The organism is Streptomyces sp. NPDC005784 (genome assembly GCF_042871525.1).
Classification (GTDB): Bacteria; Actinomycetota; Actinomycetes; order Streptomycetales; family Streptomycetaceae; genus Streptomyces.
Genome location: NZ_JBIAIQ010000020.1, coordinates 102,822 through 117,849, shown reverse-complemented (window position 1 = coordinate 117,849; position 15,028 = coordinate 102,822). Strand labels below are relative to the sequence as shown.

The window sequence follows — 15,028 nt, the reverse complement described above, 5'->3', positions numbered from 1 at the left end:
TCCGGGGCCTTTGCGCTGGTGCCCCCGGCAGGATTCGAACCTGCGACACCCGCTTTAGGAGTTCGATCTCCTCTCGCTCTGGATGGGGCCCACCTCAGTCTCAGGAGCGGGCGCGACACGTGCTTGTACCCAGCTGAGTGTCAACGGTCCTTGCCGAGGGTGGGAAGACCGCCACGGAAGGGGCGGTATGCGGAGCCGTTCACGCGAGGTGTGATGCCTAGCTTCTTCTTCAGCGCGGCCAGGTGTTCCGCGTCCGCGGCCGCCTGCCTGGCCTCGTCCTCGGCCGCCCGCAGCCGTGCGGCCTCCGCGTCGGAGACGATCCGCTTGGCCTTCCCCGTGTAGATCTCCTCTGTCGCGTGGAGGAACCCGAGTCCCCACAGCCGGTACTGCTCGGCCGCCGCGCTGTTGCCGCTTTCGAGTGCCTTGCGTTGCTGCTCCTCGAAGTGCCGAGCGGTCTTGATACAGAAGGCGTGCCGGCTCTTACCGATCCATGTGTTCCCAGACATGGTGTTGTCGCTGGCCCCCATGGCCCTCCCTCGATGCTTTTGACGGATCGTAGACGCACGACCACGAGAGCAGGGGACTTTTGCGAAACAGGTGAAGCGACCTTGGTTGCGCCGATGCTCGTTCGGGCAAGGGCGGCTGCCTGCCCACGCTGTTGTCCAGAGCGAGCCGTGATGGCTGACCGTGAGCCCTCAGCTTGGGAAGCTGCGGGCATTCCGGGCTGGTCCGAGCGCTGACCTGGCTGAACGGCAGAGGTGTGGTTCCGCTGGGCCCTGTTGCTTTCACCGTGATTCCCCGGTGTTCCCCGCTCCATCTGGTGCGCTTGTGGTGCGGGTGCTGAGGATCGATCTGGCACAGGGCGTGGCTGCTCACTCGTAGACGACTGCGGCACTCAGCGCACGAGCAAAGAGAGTCCAGTCGCCGTTGGCCGGCAGCTCCTGGCCGACGTTCCGGTACCAATTGGGGGAAGAACCGATCCAGGCGGTCAGCGCATCCAAGAAGCGGTCCAGGGTGGCGTTCTCCCACTGCTCGCCCCGTTCCACGAAGTCGTCCCGGAGCTGGGCGATGAAGGCCACCAGCTCTTCCCTGCTCGTGACTTCGTCCTCAGGACGGCCGGACGGCAACTGCAACATGGCGACAGCCTACCCATCACGCCTAGAGCTCCGTCGATGTAGCTGCTACAGAAGCCCGTTCACGATCGCGTGAACGTGAACGGCTCCTGACCTATATCGGGGTGACGGGATCTGAACTCACGACCTCTTCGTCCCGAAGCAACGTGCGCAGGGCCCCATGCTTGGGCTGGTCCGGCTCTTACCTGCGCTGACGGTCCACAGACGTCCGCACTCGTCCGCCGCTGTCTGTCGGCGTTGTCACGCAGTTAGACACTCACCAGGCATCACTTGGCTCCGTCACCAACCCCCACCGAACAGGGGCTGCAACGTAGCCGCCATGCCTGATGTGATCGCCAGGATTCCGCCGACGCTGGCGAGGGTGGTGGTCGCGTTCTGGAACAACTCCTGCCGGAGCCGTGCCCAACGCGCACTCCAGAAGAGCATCTTGAGTTTCTGCCACTTGTGTTGGCGAAGGTGGCAACCCATGAGAGCCCCGTAGCTGTTATTACGGCATGAGCTGGTACGGCCCTCCGCACCGCACCAGACGGGCACGTTGAAGAAGAAGTAGAAGGCGCTGACCCCGGACAGGACGATGAGCGTCACTGGTCCGAAGTCGAAGGTCAACCAGCCAGCAATGAGTACCGCGAAGACGATCCAACCCCAGTACTTCCCGAATCCCTTCATGCGTGGTCATCGTTCAGTGGTGTCCTGGAAGCTGGGGTGGCGCGACCGGGGGCGCACGGAAGCACGCAGGCGGCGCTGACGGCTCGGCTCTCAGCTTGGGAAGCTGCGATCATTGGCGGTGGCTTCCGGTGCTGACCTGGGAGAACATCTGAGACGGGATGTCATCGCCCTTGCTCGCTTTCACCGTGATTTCCCGCTGTTCCCCGCTCGATCTGGTGCGCTTGTGGTGCAGGAGGGCACAGCTACAGCGACGACCGTGGCGGTGCTGTCGGTCGGGGCCGTCGCCACGGAGTCCGGCGCAAGCGCCTTCGGAAGGTGCCAGTCGGCGCAGGGTCATAGCTGGCGTCGTCCCACAGCCGGCGCAGGTGCCTGAACTCGTAGTCGCGCCCAGCCGCTGAGTCCTCACAAGTTTCGGCCCAAATACGGTCGAACGGCGGCCGGCGCATCTGTGAAGAGACAGCACCGCTCCAGTCACGCCACGTGTCGTCGGAAACCCACCCCTGAGCCCGCAAGTCAGCTTCGTCCTCACTGAGACGGAAGTACAGACGGATCGCCATTTCCTCCTGCTCGTTCAATGCGGGTGTCCCTATGCCGCACAGAGTGCGAGGTGACAGCTTGTCCAGCAACGACCAGTAGCGAGCAACATAGAAGTCCTCGACCTGGCGGACGCGTTGCGTCCGCACCTGCCAGATCGCGAGCCCCGAGGCGACCGACGCCGTGACGAGGGTGATCGTAAGCGAGAGCCACTCCATGATCAGACATTGTGAGGGACGCAGAACGAATGCACCGCGCTGTGATCCGTTCGTGACTGGAGATCAGGCGACGTTCGACACCCGAGCCTCGGGTTCGGTGCCTCCAACACGCTTTTCAACTGTGTTGGTGGGGTGTTGGAGTGCGCGCGAGGGCATTCACTTGGGTTCATGGGCGGCCGGTCAGCCGACGACAGTCAGCCACGGCGGCGGGTGTGCCGGCCGACCGGGCACGCGTGTGCCTCGCTGCACCCCCACTGACCCAAGCCACGCTACTGATTTGTGGCGTCGACCAGGGTCAGACAACGACGACGGACGCTCCATGGCCGAAGCGCCAGCCACCGCGTGCCTCTTGATCCTCATCTTGGGAAGCTGGTCGACGGACCTCAAAGTCGTGGCTGACTGTCAGTGGCACGGCGTACGATCTGGGCCACCTGTGCGAGTTCCCAAGATCGGACCACCATGTCAGCGCTGACGGAGCCGCTTGATGATGCCCAACTCACCTTGCTCAAGGTCATGGCTGAGCCCTACCTGAAGAGTGGGCAATGGCCGTTCTGGAACTACGTCGAGCGCACGATGGATCACCTGGGGCACGATGACGCGGAGACCGTTCTCAAGTCTCTGCCGGTGGCGGGCTTCAAGGGGTCCGCCGGACTCACGGGGCCCTCGTATGGCCTGGCTTGGTATGACCGCGTCCACCTGGCAGATGACAGCCGTCCGGCTCTCACTGCTGCTGCTGGCCTTCACGCTCCTGAGTTGCGGCACCTTTTCGGCGATAACTTCATCGCTGTCTTGCAGTACCTCGTCAAGCACCAGCAGGCGGTCAGGCCGTCCCCCGATCAGCCGGACGCCGCGTACATCACCTCGGACGACTTCAAGCGGGACCATCCTGCCGCCACTGAGGAGTTTGTGGCAGCCTTGCCGGGCATCTTCGAGCACGAGCCGGTACTGCGGCGCGGTTATCAGCCGTGGGGTACCAATCCGAATGGTTGGCGCTTTCAGCTCCACCGCTGGCTCAAGGATTATCGAAACGTTGACGACCTGCCCGCCTATGTAGAGCGCGTTGCCGAAATAACCACGGCGGCCAACACCATCACGATTCCGGCGAGCCTGTTGCCTCCGGCGTCTCCCGTGCTTGGGTCTGGCCACTCGTTTAGAGTCGGGAACACTTTGTTGGCAGGCGCGCCGATCGTCACCGGAGCTATCATTCCGCCGACTGTCGCGCCGGTTGATGAGCCGAAGCTTTATGTAAATTCCGGACTCCGCGCTGAACTCGCCGCGAAACAGGGTAAGACGAAGCTCAGCGTGGATAAGCTCATCCAGCTGCTGCGCGAACTAGATGACAACTACGCGGACGGGCACGCCTACTCATGCCATGCGCTGCTGCGGGCCATCATCGATCACGTCCCACCGATTCTCGGACACAAGTCCTTTGAGGCGGCGGCAAACAACTACACCTGGACTCGGACCGATAAGAAGTACATGGCCCGCTTGCTGGAGTTCAAGACGCAGGCGGATGACGTGCTGCACCGGCACATTCGGGAAAGTGTCGACGTCATCACCATGCACGACCTGCCTCAGGCGGCCGCATTGAATGCCCTGCTGCGGGTGTGTATCGACAATCTTTAGTGACAATCGCGTATATGGCACAAGGAAGGGTTCGACATGCCGGTGAAGGCAATGCTGGAAGGTCATACCTTCGATCTGGGTGCCTTGGTGGAACTCTTCCGCGAAAGGCGACCCGAAAGTAGTTCAAGGGGAGGGTGGCTACTGCCTGAGGTCATCTGAGGTGGACGACCTCATGGGTGATTGTGGGCGGCTGTTGTCGACAGCCACGCGCCTTCTTCAGCGAGTGACGGGTGTGGCGCGCATCTTAGACAGCAGCTTTCGCCCAGTCAGCTTGCCCGGTAACTTCATGGATGACGACGGCACAGGTACCGGACGGCGTCACCAGGGCCCCGCGTCACAGCCGAGCACAGGCGATCCCACCCAGGAGCCTCGCTGTTCGGCGGCCTTGCAATAGCCTTCCATGGCACCAAAGACTTCCACCTTCAACATCTACGATGCTGCTATCGAGACAGAACGCAAGAGGGGCAAATGGGGGCGTTTGAGGAAAGTTCCGAAGACGACGTGAGAAATCTTCGTGACGAAAATTCGGTTTCGGCCTACAAGAAGTACGTGGATGAACTTCGCAGAAAGGTGCCATATCACAAAATAGGAAATAGCGAGGACATCAAAGAACTTCAGCACTATTTGAGCGTAATCGATTCCGAGCTTGACTTTATTCGATCAGAGTCCCCGAATCTACAGTTCTACAAGCGAACGCGTGACATCCTGCACCGCAGGAAGGAACTCATCTCTTCGCGCCTCTATGTAATCAGCAGCAAGAAGCAGATCAACTCACTGCGCGAGGCGATAGACCTCATCCCAGAGTCTGGGAATAGGGAGAAAATACAAGCCGAGCTGGATGCTCTCGAGAAAACCGCCGAGACGCACGCAAGTGATAGTCGAAAAAGCATCGCCGAGCAAAGTGAGTGGGACAAGAGTGACGCACTTCTCAAGCAGCATATATCTGAGCGCAAATGGAACGTCCGCGCTCAACTGCTTGCTCGCGAATCAGTCGCCACGCTAGTAGGATCGCTACTCCTTGTCGGATTGGCAACCGTCATCACAGTTGCCATGTTCCTAAAGATACAAGTCTCGGAAATCTTGGCTAACAGCTTCTTGATTGTGCTCGGATATTTCTTCGGACAAAACAGCGATAAGCGAAAGAATGGGCCTGAGGTCTAAATTACCCAGTCCGGCAAGTTGAGTCGCCAACCTCCGCCGCCCCGGCTCCCATCCCGTCTGCCGTCGACCCACACACCGTGGAGCGGGCGTGGTTCAGGGCGTCAAGGTGGAGCGCGCCACTGTACGAACGACCTTGACGCCCTGGGCCGCGACTGCTCGGCTCTGCCTGGGTCGACGGTGGACGGGATGGGAGCACCCCGCGCACGCCACAGTCGGCCGGCACTCGCGAGCGGCGCCCCTGCCATCTCGGAGCCTGAGCGCCCCCGCCGGAGGCATCGTTTTGACCGGGCCACTCCGTGTCCAGGTCTCTATTCAGGGGCCGTAGCTCGCTGCGGCCCCAGGGGCTGACCCCGGCGCCGAAGGCGCAGAGGGGTCGGGCCCCAGGGGCCAGCCCGCGCTTGCGCGGGCACTTGAACCAGTAGAGAAAGTTGTAACTCAGTAGGTCTGCTGGGGCTTGAAGTCATATGCGCAGACTGGGAGTTCGATGCCCTGCCGGTGGGCGAGCGGCACGAAGAGGACTGGGCGGATCGTCCAGGTGATGCGCGTGCCGGCGTGGGTCACTGAGACCGTGCAGGGCTGCATGCGCGAGAGAGCTTGCCGGGTCTGGATGCGTCCCTCGTACAGCCACGCCCAGGCTTCGTCGGAGGCGTCGGCGTCGAGTGCCGGGGAGATTGTGCGGAGTGCGACTGCCACCCATCGGTCTGCCTGCGGTGCCGTATAGGCGTCGAAGGACGCTCGGAGCTCTGGCGGTTCGTCTTCGGTGAGTTCTTCGGTCCAGCACTCGCACCAGTAGCCACGCCGCGGTTTGTCCATCAGCACGGGTGGCCTCCCCCTCGGGCCCCGGTGAAGAGTTCCGCGGTGACCGTGTGGCCACCGTCGCTGTCGCGGACGACCACGCGGTGCGCGATCACGCTGACCATGCCCAACCCCCGGCCGTGCTCGGCCTCCTGGTCCTGGTGCTCGACGGCCGGCGCCGATCCCGTGCCCCCGCCGTCCGTCACCGATAGGGCGATCACCTGCGAGGACACCGCGAGTGCCAGATGGAAGCTGCCCGACTCCTTGCCGCTGGCGGTGTGGAGGATCGCGTTCGCGCTCAGCTCGCTCACGATCAGCTCGGCGTCCTCGGCTAACGGTGAACCGCGCAGGATGTCGCGGGTCCAGCGGCGGGCCCTGCTCACCTCTTCCGGAAATCCTGGGCAAGTGAGTCCCCAGACCCGCGCAGTGCTCGTATACTCGTGCATACAAGTTCCTTCGTGCTGGTAGGCCGCCATGTGCAGCGGGTTCGGGCTAGACGAGTTTCACGCCGTCGTGCGCGCGGATGGCCGGCGGGGATGCCGCGTCGAGAGCGTCCAGGACGCGGATCGCGTACGCCTCGTCGGCGAGGTCGGTGACTTCTTCGCGGGTGGCCCAACGCAGCGCGCGGGTCTCGTCCCCGGTGGAGGGCGAGCCGTCGGCGGCTTCACAGCGGAAGACCAGAGAGACGATCAGGCCTGTCATGTTCTTGTAGACGCCGGTGAGGGTCGCTGGAAGCACGATCTTGATGCCGGTTTCTTCCAGGACTTCGCGCTGGAGTGCCTCGGGGAGGGTTTCCTCCCGCTCGACAACGCCACCCGGGGGTTCCCACTGGCCGTTGTCACTCCGCTGGATCAAGAGGGCCCGGCCCTGGTCGTCAACGATGACTCCGGCGACGCTCACGGAGTGCGGACGGTCAGTGCTCACGTTCCTCGGCCCTCTCGGATGGCTAGGCTCTCCACCGTAGCAACAACACTCGCCCACTCGTCTAGATACCTAAAGGAGTACTCGTGACCTCACTTCCGTCCCTGCTCGGCGATCTGGACCCCACGAGCGATCGTGCGGTGTTCCGGCAGATCGCTGACCAGCTGCGCGAGGCTATCGACCGTGGGCGATTCAAGGAGGGTGGAAAGCTCCCCTCGGAGGCCGAACTCGTCGAGCACTACGGCGTCTCCCGGATGACCGTCCGCAACTCGTTCTCCATCCTCCAGGGTGAGGGCCTGGTCGCCGCGGAACACGGCAAGGGCGTCTTCGTCCGGCCGCGACCGCCCGTCCGCCGGCTGGCCTCCGACCGGTTCGCCCGGCGCCACCGCGAGCAGGGGAAGTCGGCGTTCATCGTCGAGGCCGACGCCGCGGGCAGTCACCCCCAGGTCGACAGCCTTGAAGTCAAGGAGGAGAAGGCCAGCCAGGACATCTCCACCCGGCTCGGGTCCGTGCGCCGCGTGCTCGCCCGTCGACGCCGGTACCTGCTCGACGGCCGCCCGGTCGAGTTCGCCACCTCGTACCTCCCGCTCGACATCGCGCGCGGCACGCAGATCGCCGAACCCAACCCGGGCCCCGGCGGCATCTATGCCCGCCTCGAGGAACTGGGCCATCACCTCGACCACTTCGAGGAAGAGATCCGCGCCCGGATGCCCTCGCCGACCGAGGTCAAGACACTTCGGCTCGCCTCCGGCGTGCCGGTAATTCACCTCATCCGCACCGCCTTCGACACGGAAGGGCGAGCCGTGGAGGTCTGCGACACCGTCATGGCGGCGGACGCGTACGTGCTTTCGTACCAGCTTCCGGCGACCTGATCGGCGGTGCGCGAGGCCACTTTTCGGACTCGTACACCTCAACAGCCCTACTCGTATAGACGAGTGGGCAAGTTGTGTGGCACTGTGGTTGGCGTTCCCGAAGTGATCGGGTTCGAAGACTGCATCTTGTCTAGACGAGTAGATGGGAAGAAATCTTGCGCACCATCCGTGTGGAGACCTCGGCCGCGACGATCCTGCTGACCGAGGCGCCCGAGCCCAAGGTTCGCGACCGTCAGACCGGCGAGATCGCGAAGGACGCCGTCAGTGGCGAGTCGCTGATGACGCTTGGCGTCGTCTACATCGAGGAGGGGGAGTCGTCCCTGATCAAGGTCACTGTTCCGGAGAGCGGGGTGTCCGAGGGGCTCGCGCTCGGGGCGCCGGTCTCGCTGCCGGGGCTGGTGGCCCGTCCGTGGGAGAGCGTGTTCAACGGCCAGCAGCGGCACGGCATCGCCTACCGCTCCGCCGCCGTCACTCCGGCCGTCTTCCCGGCAGCCATGGGGGCCACGGCCTGATGACTGACCTGACAACGCTTCTGGAGGTGGGTGGTCCTGTCGCCGCACTTGGCTGCGGGGCTGCCTACGCCCGGGCCAAGCACCCGAGCGTCTACTGGTCCACGGTCGGGCTGCCGATATCCACGGCCCGGCTGCTCGGCTCGTACGGCTCGGTCATGGAGGCCTGCGGTCTGACCGTGGCTCCGTCCCGGCTGCGGGTCCTGGCGGTCAAGGCCACCACCCGCCGCGAGGTCCGGCCGGTACCGCCCCGCCGGGGCATCATCCGCCCCACGTCGACCGGGTTACGCATGCGCCTTCGGCTCGCACCGGGGCAGGAGCCGGCCGACGTGGCCGCCTCGGCCGAACGGCTGCGGCACGCCTGGGGAGTTCACGCCGTGTACGTCAGCACGGTCAAGCCGGGTGTGGTCGAACTGCGGCTCGTCGGCTTCGACGTGCTGCGGCGCGTGCGGATGCCTCGCAAAGTCGCGTCCGGGCTTCTCAAAGTGCCGGTGGCCCTGCGCGAGGACGCCACCCCGTTCGTACGCGACTACCGCGCCATCCCTCACCAACTCACCCTCGGAGCGACGCTCTCCGGCAAGTCCATGTACCTGCGCCACCTCGTCGCCGGACTCGCTCCTCAGCCCGTCGCCCTGGTCGGCATCGACTGCAAGCGTGGAGTGGAGCTGTCGCCCTTCGCCGCACGACTGTCCGCTCTCGCCACCGACCCCGAGCAGGCGGCCGAACTGCTGCCCGTGCTCATCCAAGAGATGGAGGACCGGTACGAACGGATCAAGGCCCGTCAGGGTCTCGCCCCGGGGACGCCCGACGAGGAGATCACCTCGGACGTCTGGGGGCTCCCCGAGGACGAACGCCCCGTCCCCATCGTGCTGTTCGTCGACGAGGTCGCCGAACTCTTCCTCGTCGCCACCCGCAAGGACGAGGAGCGGCGGGACGAGATGGTCACCCAGCTCATCCGCCTCGCCCAGCTCGGCCGCGCCGCCGGGATCTACCTGGAGGTCTGCGGGCAGCGCTTCGGCGCCGAACTGGGCAAGGGAGCGACCATGCTCCGGGCCCAGTTAACCGGCCGCGTCTGCCACCGTGTCAACGACGAAGCCTCCGCCAAAATGGCCCTGGGCGACATCGCCCCCGAAGCGGTCTCCGCCGCCTGCGCCATCGCACCCGAACGGCCCGGCCTCGCCGTCGCCGGCGACTCCTCCGGCGGCTGGTCCCGCATCCGCACGCCGTACCTCTCCCTGGGCGACGCCGCCGAGATCTGCCGCGAGTCGGCGCACCTGGTGCCCGACCTGCCCGCACTCAAGCCCTTCCGGCCCGACGTGCCCGTAGCACCCGTAGCGCCCGTCGAGTCTCCGTCCCCGGCCGTCCGGCCTCGACCCGTGACCGACTGAACTCGCCTTCCTTCTCGGCCGGTGTGACCGTCTCGCGCCACGTCCCTACCCCTGCCATGCCTGAATCCGGAAGGAGCCGCAGCATGCGCGCCCAACTGGCCCGTATCGACGCGGTGCTCGTCCAAGCGGTCATCGCCGCCGCGCTGTCCTTCGCCCACCTGCACGACGTGGCCTCGGCGGCCGGTCAGAACGGGTGGAAGGCGTGGGCCTATCCCGTCTCGGTCGACCTGTTGCTCGTCGCCGCGTGGCGTCGACTGCGGACCGGTGATGAGAAAGCCGCAGGATGGTGCTGGTTCGTCATCGCGCTCGTGGCATCCCTCGGCGCGAACGTTGCCACCGCCGGACTCCTCGACCTGGACCAGGTGCCGGCCTGGCTCCGCATCCTCGTCGCGGGCTGGCCCGCGGTCGCCTTCCTCGGCGGAACACTCCTCGCCCACTCTGCTCCAGCGCCTCACGAAAGGACCAAGGACGCCCAGGACCAGGAGGGCGCTCCCGAAGCCGTACGGGAATTCTCCGCACAACCGGCACCCGAAGTGACCCCAGTTCCGCCCGCCGTATCCGTCCCGGTCGCCCTGGTCGAACACGCCCGAAAGGTCGCCGCCGAACACCAGACACGGACCGGAGCCGTCATCGACACCCCGACCCTCCGCGCCCGCCTCGGCGTCCCCGCACCCATGGCCGACGCCATCGCCGCCCAGCTCTGAAGGCGGGCCCCGTCGGGAGGCTTTACCGCTTCCGCAACACTCGCCGGGTTCCGACCACGGCCGAAATGATCAGTACCTCAAGGCAGCACGTGGTGATCACGGTGGCCCAGGACTCGCCCAACCACCACTTTCCCCCAACACACGCGAGCCCAAGTACCAACGCGGCCGAACCGAAGGCGGCCAGCCGCCGCACCCCTTGTGACATGCCGGTCATCTACGCACGTCCGCACGCCCCAGACAAGCGAACAAAGGAAAGGAAACCAGCTGTGCCAGCCAACCGGCGCTTCCGCAGCGTCACCCGCATCGGCCCCGTCCAGGTCGGCACCTCGTACGACGGCCGGGGCCGAGAGAAGCACACCGCCGCCTGTACCGCTCCGCGCTGCGGCTTCTCCGCCGACTACGACAGCCGCGCCGCCGCCGAACTCGCCGCCCGTACCCACCGCTGCCCCGTCCGCTGAAAGGACTCTCCGTGACCGTCAGCCTGCCGCTCGTCTTCGTCCTCGGGCTCATCGCCTGGGGAGCGATCAAGTTCCTCGGCGTCCGCACCTGGGTCGTCGTCGTGATCGCGCTCTTCGGATTCCTGCTCTCCCAGACCTTCATGGCCCCGGCCATCGACTCCGGCACACGCTCCGGCGTGGACGTCATAAACGGCTCACACGACTAGACGAGTAGGCAAGGAGAGGTTCGCCGTGTTCCTGCCCAAGTACCCCGACAACCCGACCCCGCCGCCCGCGTACGCCCACGCCCCGGCCGATCCGGCACCCGCACAACGCGCGGTCCCGCAGATCTCCATCAGCACCGGAGCGGTCGCGGCCGTCCTCGCCGGCGGAGTCGTCCTCACCGCGCTCCTGGCCGCCGTCGCCGTCACGGCCATCTCCGTGGCCATCGCCGCCGTGGTCCTGCGCTCGATGCTCCGCGATCAGCGCCGCCGCTGAAAGCCGCTGAACGACAGACCCCCGGGACGGCCTCGATACCGCCAAGCATCCGCCGCCCCGGGGGCCCTACCCCTCCTAGCCGAAGCCAGAAGGAGAAAGCCATCATCGCCCGCCCCACTCCGCCCCCGCTGCCCGAACTCGCCGAACTGGCCGCACTCGGCACCATGCCCGAACTGCTGCGCCAACTCTCCGGCCTCGGCGGCTGCACCCACCCGATCCGCCTCGACGGCCACCGCACTGAATACGACGTGGACACCGGTACCGGCGAGATCGGCAACGTCCTCCACCGCCTCGACTCCACCGACCTCCCGGCCGGTCACCTCCTGGTGCGCTGCAACAACCGCCGCGCGACCCGCTGCGAAGCCTGCGCCGAGGTCTACCGCCGCGACACCTTCCACCTGATCACCAGCGGCCTGCGCGGCGGCAAGGGAGTCCCGGAACGCGTCGCCGCGCACCCCCGGGTCTTCGCTACCTTCACCGCCCCGAGCTTCGGCCCTGTCCACAACCGCCCCACCGGCCAGGCCGGTTCGGTCCGCCGTTGCCGCTGCGGTGTCCACCACGACCAGGACGACGCCGCACTCGGCACTCCGCTCGACCCGGAAACGTACGACTACGAATCGGCCGTCCTCTGGAACGCGCACGCCGGTCCGCTCTGGCGACGCTTCTCCACCTACCTGCGCCGCGAGGTCGCCAAGCGCGCCGGACTCTCACAGCGCGCGTTCCGGCAGTACGCCCGGGTCTCCTTTGCCAAGGTCGCCGAGTACCAGAAGCGCGGTGCCGTCCACTTCCACGCCGTCATCCGCATCGACGGCCCCGGAGGCGGCGACACTCCGCCTCCGGCCTGGGCAACCGCCGAACTGCTCACCGACGCCATCGGCGCCGCTGCTGCTCACGTTCGCGTGGACGGCCCGGTCATCGGCGGACGTGCGCACACGTTCACCTTCGGCCGTCAGCTCGACGTCCGCACGATCCGCTCCGCCGACTTCGACGGTGGCCAGGAACTGACCGAGCGGGCCGTCGCCTCGTACATCGCCAAGTACGCGACCAAAGGCGCCGAGACCGCGACGGGAGCTCTCGACCGCCCGCTGAAGTTCCTCGCCGAACTCGCCCAGTTCGACATCAGCGACCACGCCCGCCGGCTGATCCGAACGGCCTGGACGCTCGGCATGCGCAAGGAGTTAGAAGATCTCCGGCTTCGGGCCTGGGCTCACATGCTCGGCTTCCGCGGCCACTTCTCGACCAAGTCCCGCCGCTACTCCACCACCCTCGGCGCCCTCCGCACCGCCCGCGCCGAATGGCGCCGAGCACAAGCCGCAGCAGCCACCGAGATCGGGACGGACACGACCCTCGTCGTCTCGCACTGGGTCTTCGCCGGAACGGGCCTGTCCTCGGCCGAAGCCTGGCTTGCCGCATCCCTCGAACCCGCCCCCGGAACAGAAGGAGAGCCCACTCATGGCTAGTCGACGCCTCGCCCTGGCGGAACCCGTCGTCACTCCGCATGACCTGCCGGTGCGGTACCTGACGCCTGACGACCTGGTGGAGATGTTCGACCTTCCGAGCGTCGAGACGGTCTACCAGTGGCGCCGGAAGCGCACCGGGCCCCGCGGCTTCCGGGTCGGCCGACACCTGCGTTTCGATCCGGCTGACGTCCGCGCCTGGGTCCAGGCCCTCCAGGAAGGGGCCGCAGCCTGATGGCCGGACACGTCCAGGATCGCTGGTACAAAGTCGAGATCGGCGCGGATGGCAAGACTCGCAAGACGAAAAGCGACCGGTACGGCCTCGGTCTCCGGTACCGGGCCCGCTACATCGGCCCGGACGGCACTGAGAAGTCGAAGAGCTTCCCGGACAAGCAGAAGCGCTTGGCCGACGCCTGGCTGACCAACATCGAAGCCGACATGGCGCGCGGCCAGTACATCGATCCTCGTGCCGCACGGACGACCTTTCGTGAGTACACGGACCGCTGGATTGCGGCGCTGACGACCGACCTCACGAGCCGGGCCGCGGTCGAGGGGCGTCTCCGCCTTCACGCCCTGCCCTACCTCGGCACGCGGCCGATCGGTTCGTTCCAGCCGGAGCACATCCGGGACTGGAGCCGTCGACTGGAAGAGTCCGTGACGTCGGCCTCGTACCGGCGCCTGATCTTCGACGCGGTCTCCTCCGTCCTCACCGCGGCCGTGGATGACCGCCTGCTGGCCTCGAATCCCTGTCGGGCCCGATCGGTCAAGGCGCCTCGTCCGGCGCCGTCACGCGTGCACCCCTGGTCCGCCTCGCAGGTCTTCGCCGTACGTGCGGGACTGCCCGAGCGCTACCAGGCCATGACGGACGTCGGTGCGGGGTGCGGACTGCGTCAAGGCGAGATCTTCGGACTCGCGGTCGACAACCTTGGGGATCTCGGCTGGCTGTACGTGCGGCAGCAGGTGAAGAAGGTCCGCGGCTCGCTCGTCTTCGCTCCCCCGAAGCGGGGCAAGCTCCGGGACGTTCCGCTCGATCCCGAGGTGTCCGCGGCGTTGACCGAGCACATGAAGCGCTTCCCGCCGGTCGAGGTGACCTTGCCGTGGATGACGCCCACCGGGCCCAAGGTGATGCATCAGCTCCTCTTCACGAGCAGCGTCGACACGGCCCTCTGGAGCAACGGTTTCAATGACGAGCGGTGGAAGCCCGCGCTTGCCACGGCTGGCATCATCCCGACTCCTGAGAGAGGCGAGCGGTACGCCGCGGCCCGCGAGCACGGAATGCACGCCCTGAGGCACTTCTACGCCTCGGTCCTCCTGGACGCCGGGGAGAACATCAAGGCACTGAGCCTCTACCTCGGCCACAGTGACCCGGGCTTCACGCTCCGCGTGTACACGCACCTCATGCCAAGCAGCGAGGCCAGGACCCGGAAAGCCATCAGCGCGATGTACCGGGCCGCCGGTCACGCCCATGACGGCCCAGAGACGGCCCAAGCCGCCTGACACGGCCCCTCATCTGCGGGAAAACCGCTGGTGAGGGGCTGTTTCATGCCCTCGTTCGGCAAGTAACACCCCATCTTGCCTGACGGCTACCCCTCGGGGGAAACGCGTTCGGTCGGGGGGCTGTGACCTGGCCGTTCACGGACCGCACCGGTATCCGACGCGTCACCGACTGTCGCCACTGGCTCGCCAGTCGCGCGACCTCCGCTCTCGCCTCGTGCCCGGCCTGCCCGAGGAGCACAATTCTTCTAGGGGCTTCACCAGGGGGCGGCGGCTTCGGAGGTGATCGCGATGACACAGATGGCAGCGATGCAGGCACGGACCACGGTCGGATGGCACGTCGAGATGGAATTCCAGGAGGACGACCACCGCACCCGCGCGGCCGCCCTCCTGCGACTCCCCGACGGGAGCGAAGTACGCGCCCACGGGTACGCCAGCCGCCACCCCTCCGACTCGAACCAGCCAAGGGTCGGCGAGGAGGTCGCGGGCGCGAGGGCCCTGAACGAACTCGCCATGCAACTGCTCACCAAGGCCCACGACGAGATCGACGCGGCCTCGGGCAGGACGTCACACACACTGAGGTGACCGGCGGCGACGACAGCTGCCGGGCCGTGC

The 15,028-nt window shown here is 66.2% G+C and carries 20 protein-coding genes; 13 read left to right on the top strand and 7 right to left on the bottom strand.

Annotated features, from left to right (window positions below; translation table 11 throughout):
• Positions 1–140: 140 nt before the first annotated feature.
• From ACFYR3_RS28010 to ACFYR3_RS27995, 4 genes are all read right to left on the bottom strand, one after another.
• Positions 141–527, bottom strand: a complete 387-nt coding sequence (locus ACFYR3_RS28010) for a hypothetical protein (protein ID WP_389284968.1) — start codon at positions 525–527, stop codon at positions 141–143.
• A 345-nt stretch (positions 528–872) separates the two neighbouring features.
• Positions 873–1,136: a hypothetical protein gene (locus tag ACFYR3_RS28005; protein ID WP_389284967.1), complete on the bottom strand. Its 264-nt coding sequence runs from the start codon at positions 1,134–1,136 to the stop codon at positions 873–875.
• 276 nt (positions 1,137–1,412) lie between these two features.
• Positions 1,413–1,799, bottom strand: coding sequence for a hypothetical protein (locus ACFYR3_RS28000; protein WP_389284966.1), 387 nt, complete (start codon positions 1,797–1,799; stop codon positions 1,413–1,415).
• 242 nt (positions 1,800–2,041) lie between these two features.
• Positions 2,042–2,551, bottom strand: coding sequence for a hypothetical protein (locus tag ACFYR3_RS27995; protein ID WP_389284965.1), 510 nt, complete (start codon positions 2,549–2,551; stop codon positions 2,042–2,044).
• Between the two features lie 459 nt (positions 2,552–3,010).
• On the opposite strand from ACFYR3_RS27995, the gene ACFYR3_RS27990 reads away from it, so the two are divergent.
• Together ACFYR3_RS27990 and ACFYR3_RS27985 are read left to right on the top strand one after the other, a co-directional pair.
• Positions 3,011–4,177: a hypothetical protein gene (locus tag ACFYR3_RS27990; protein ID WP_389284964.1), complete on the top strand. Its 1,167-nt coding sequence runs from the start codon at positions 3,011–3,013 to the stop codon at positions 4,175–4,177.
• Between the two features lie 468 nt (positions 4,178–4,645).
• The gene (locus ACFYR3_RS27985; RefSeq protein ID WP_389284963.1) at positions 4,646–5,338 is read left to right on the top strand and encodes a hypothetical protein; all 693 of its coding nucleotides are present in this window, start codon (positions 4,646–4,648) and stop codon (positions 5,336–5,338) included.
• Positions 5,339–5,773: 435 nt separating this feature from the next.
• Here the strand turns inward: ACFYR3_RS27985 and ACFYR3_RS27980 are convergent, their stop codons facing one another.
• The 3 genes from ACFYR3_RS27980 to ACFYR3_RS27970 are packed head-to-tail and all read right to left on the bottom strand — an operon-like array spanning position 5,774 to position 7,033.
• Positions 5,774–6,151 (bottom strand): hypothetical protein, encoded by a 378-nt coding sequence (locus ACFYR3_RS27980; protein WP_389284989.1) that lies wholly within the window; start codon positions 6,149–6,151, stop codon positions 5,774–5,776.
• Positions 6,151–6,579, bottom strand: a complete 429-nt coding sequence (locus ACFYR3_RS27975) for an ATP-binding protein (RefSeq protein WP_389284962.1) — start codon at positions 6,577–6,579, stop codon at positions 6,151–6,153. Before ACFYR3_RS27975 ends, ACFYR3_RS27980 begins: the two co-directional genes overlap by 1 nt.
• A gap of 46 nt (positions 6,580–6,625) precedes the next feature.
• Positions 6,626–7,033: an NUDIX hydrolase gene (locus ACFYR3_RS27970; protein ID WP_389284988.1), complete on the bottom strand. Its 408-nt coding sequence runs from the start codon at positions 7,031–7,033 to the stop codon at positions 6,626–6,628.
• Between the two features lie 107 nt (positions 7,034–7,140).
• On the opposite strand from ACFYR3_RS27970, the gene ACFYR3_RS27965 reads away from it, so the two are divergent.
• From ACFYR3_RS27965 to ACFYR3_RS27915, 11 genes are all read left to right on the top strand, one after another.
• A complete protein-coding gene (locus ACFYR3_RS27965) occupies positions 7,141–7,926 on the top strand; it encodes a GntR family transcriptional regulator (protein WP_389284961.1) in 786 nt (261 codons plus the stop codon).
• Positions 7,927–8,081: 155 nt separating this feature from the next.
• On the top strand, positions 8,082–8,438 hold the full coding sequence (locus ACFYR3_RS27960) for a hypothetical protein (RefSeq protein ID WP_356050583.1): 357 nt from the start codon (positions 8,082–8,084) through the stop codon (positions 8,436–8,438).
• On the top strand, positions 8,438–9,823 hold the full coding sequence (locus ACFYR3_RS27955; protein ID WP_389284960.1) for an FtsK/SpoIIIE domain-containing protein: 1,386 nt from the start codon (positions 8,438–8,440) through the stop codon (positions 9,821–9,823). The genes ACFYR3_RS27960 and ACFYR3_RS27955 overlap by 1 nt, the downstream gene beginning before the upstream one ends.
• Before the next feature lie 83 nt (positions 9,824–9,906).
• Positions 9,907–10,527, top strand: coding sequence for a DUF2637 domain-containing protein (locus tag ACFYR3_RS27950; protein ID WP_389284959.1), 621 nt, complete (start codon positions 9,907–9,909; stop codon positions 10,525–10,527).
• 266 nt (positions 10,528–10,793) lie between these two features.
• Positions 10,794–10,985 carry a mobile element transfer protein gene (locus ACFYR3_RS27945; RefSeq protein WP_389284958.1) on the top strand — a complete coding sequence of 64 codons (192 nt, stop codon included), beginning with the start codon at positions 10,794–10,796 and terminating at the stop codon, positions 10,983–10,985.
• An 11-nt stretch (positions 10,986–10,996) separates the two neighbouring features.
• Positions 10,997–11,191, top strand: a complete 195-nt coding sequence (locus ACFYR3_RS27940; RefSeq protein ID WP_389284957.1) for a hypothetical protein — start codon at positions 10,997–10,999, stop codon at positions 11,189–11,191.
• A gap of 25 nt (positions 11,192–11,216) precedes the next feature.
• Entirely contained in the window at positions 11,217–11,462 is a 246-nt protein-coding gene (locus ACFYR3_RS27935; protein WP_389284956.1) for a SpdD protein, read from the top strand.
• Positions 11,463–11,626: 164 nt separating this feature from the next.
• Positions 11,627–12,922, top strand: a complete 1,296-nt coding sequence (locus ACFYR3_RS27930) for a replication initiator (RefSeq protein ID WP_389284955.1) — start codon at positions 11,627–11,629, stop codon at positions 12,920–12,922.
• Complete coding sequence (locus tag ACFYR3_RS27925) at positions 12,915–13,154, top strand: helix-turn-helix transcriptional regulator (RefSeq protein ID WP_389284954.1); 240 nt, start codon at positions 12,915–12,917, stop codon at positions 13,152–13,154. The genes ACFYR3_RS27930 and ACFYR3_RS27925 overlap by 8 nt, the downstream gene beginning before the upstream one ends.
• Positions 13,154–14,416 carry a tyrosine-type recombinase/integrase gene (locus ACFYR3_RS27920; protein WP_389284953.1) on the top strand — a complete coding sequence of 421 codons (1,263 nt, stop codon included), beginning with the start codon at positions 13,154–13,156 and terminating at the stop codon, positions 14,414–14,416. The genes ACFYR3_RS27925 and ACFYR3_RS27920 overlap by 1 nt, the downstream gene beginning before the upstream one ends.
• Positions 14,417–14,713: 297 nt before the next feature.
• On the top strand, positions 14,714–14,998 hold the full coding sequence (locus tag ACFYR3_RS27915; RefSeq protein ID WP_355849829.1) for a DUF1876 domain-containing protein: 285 nt from the start codon (positions 14,714–14,716) through the stop codon (positions 14,996–14,998).
• Positions 14,999–15,028: the final 30 nt, after the last annotated feature.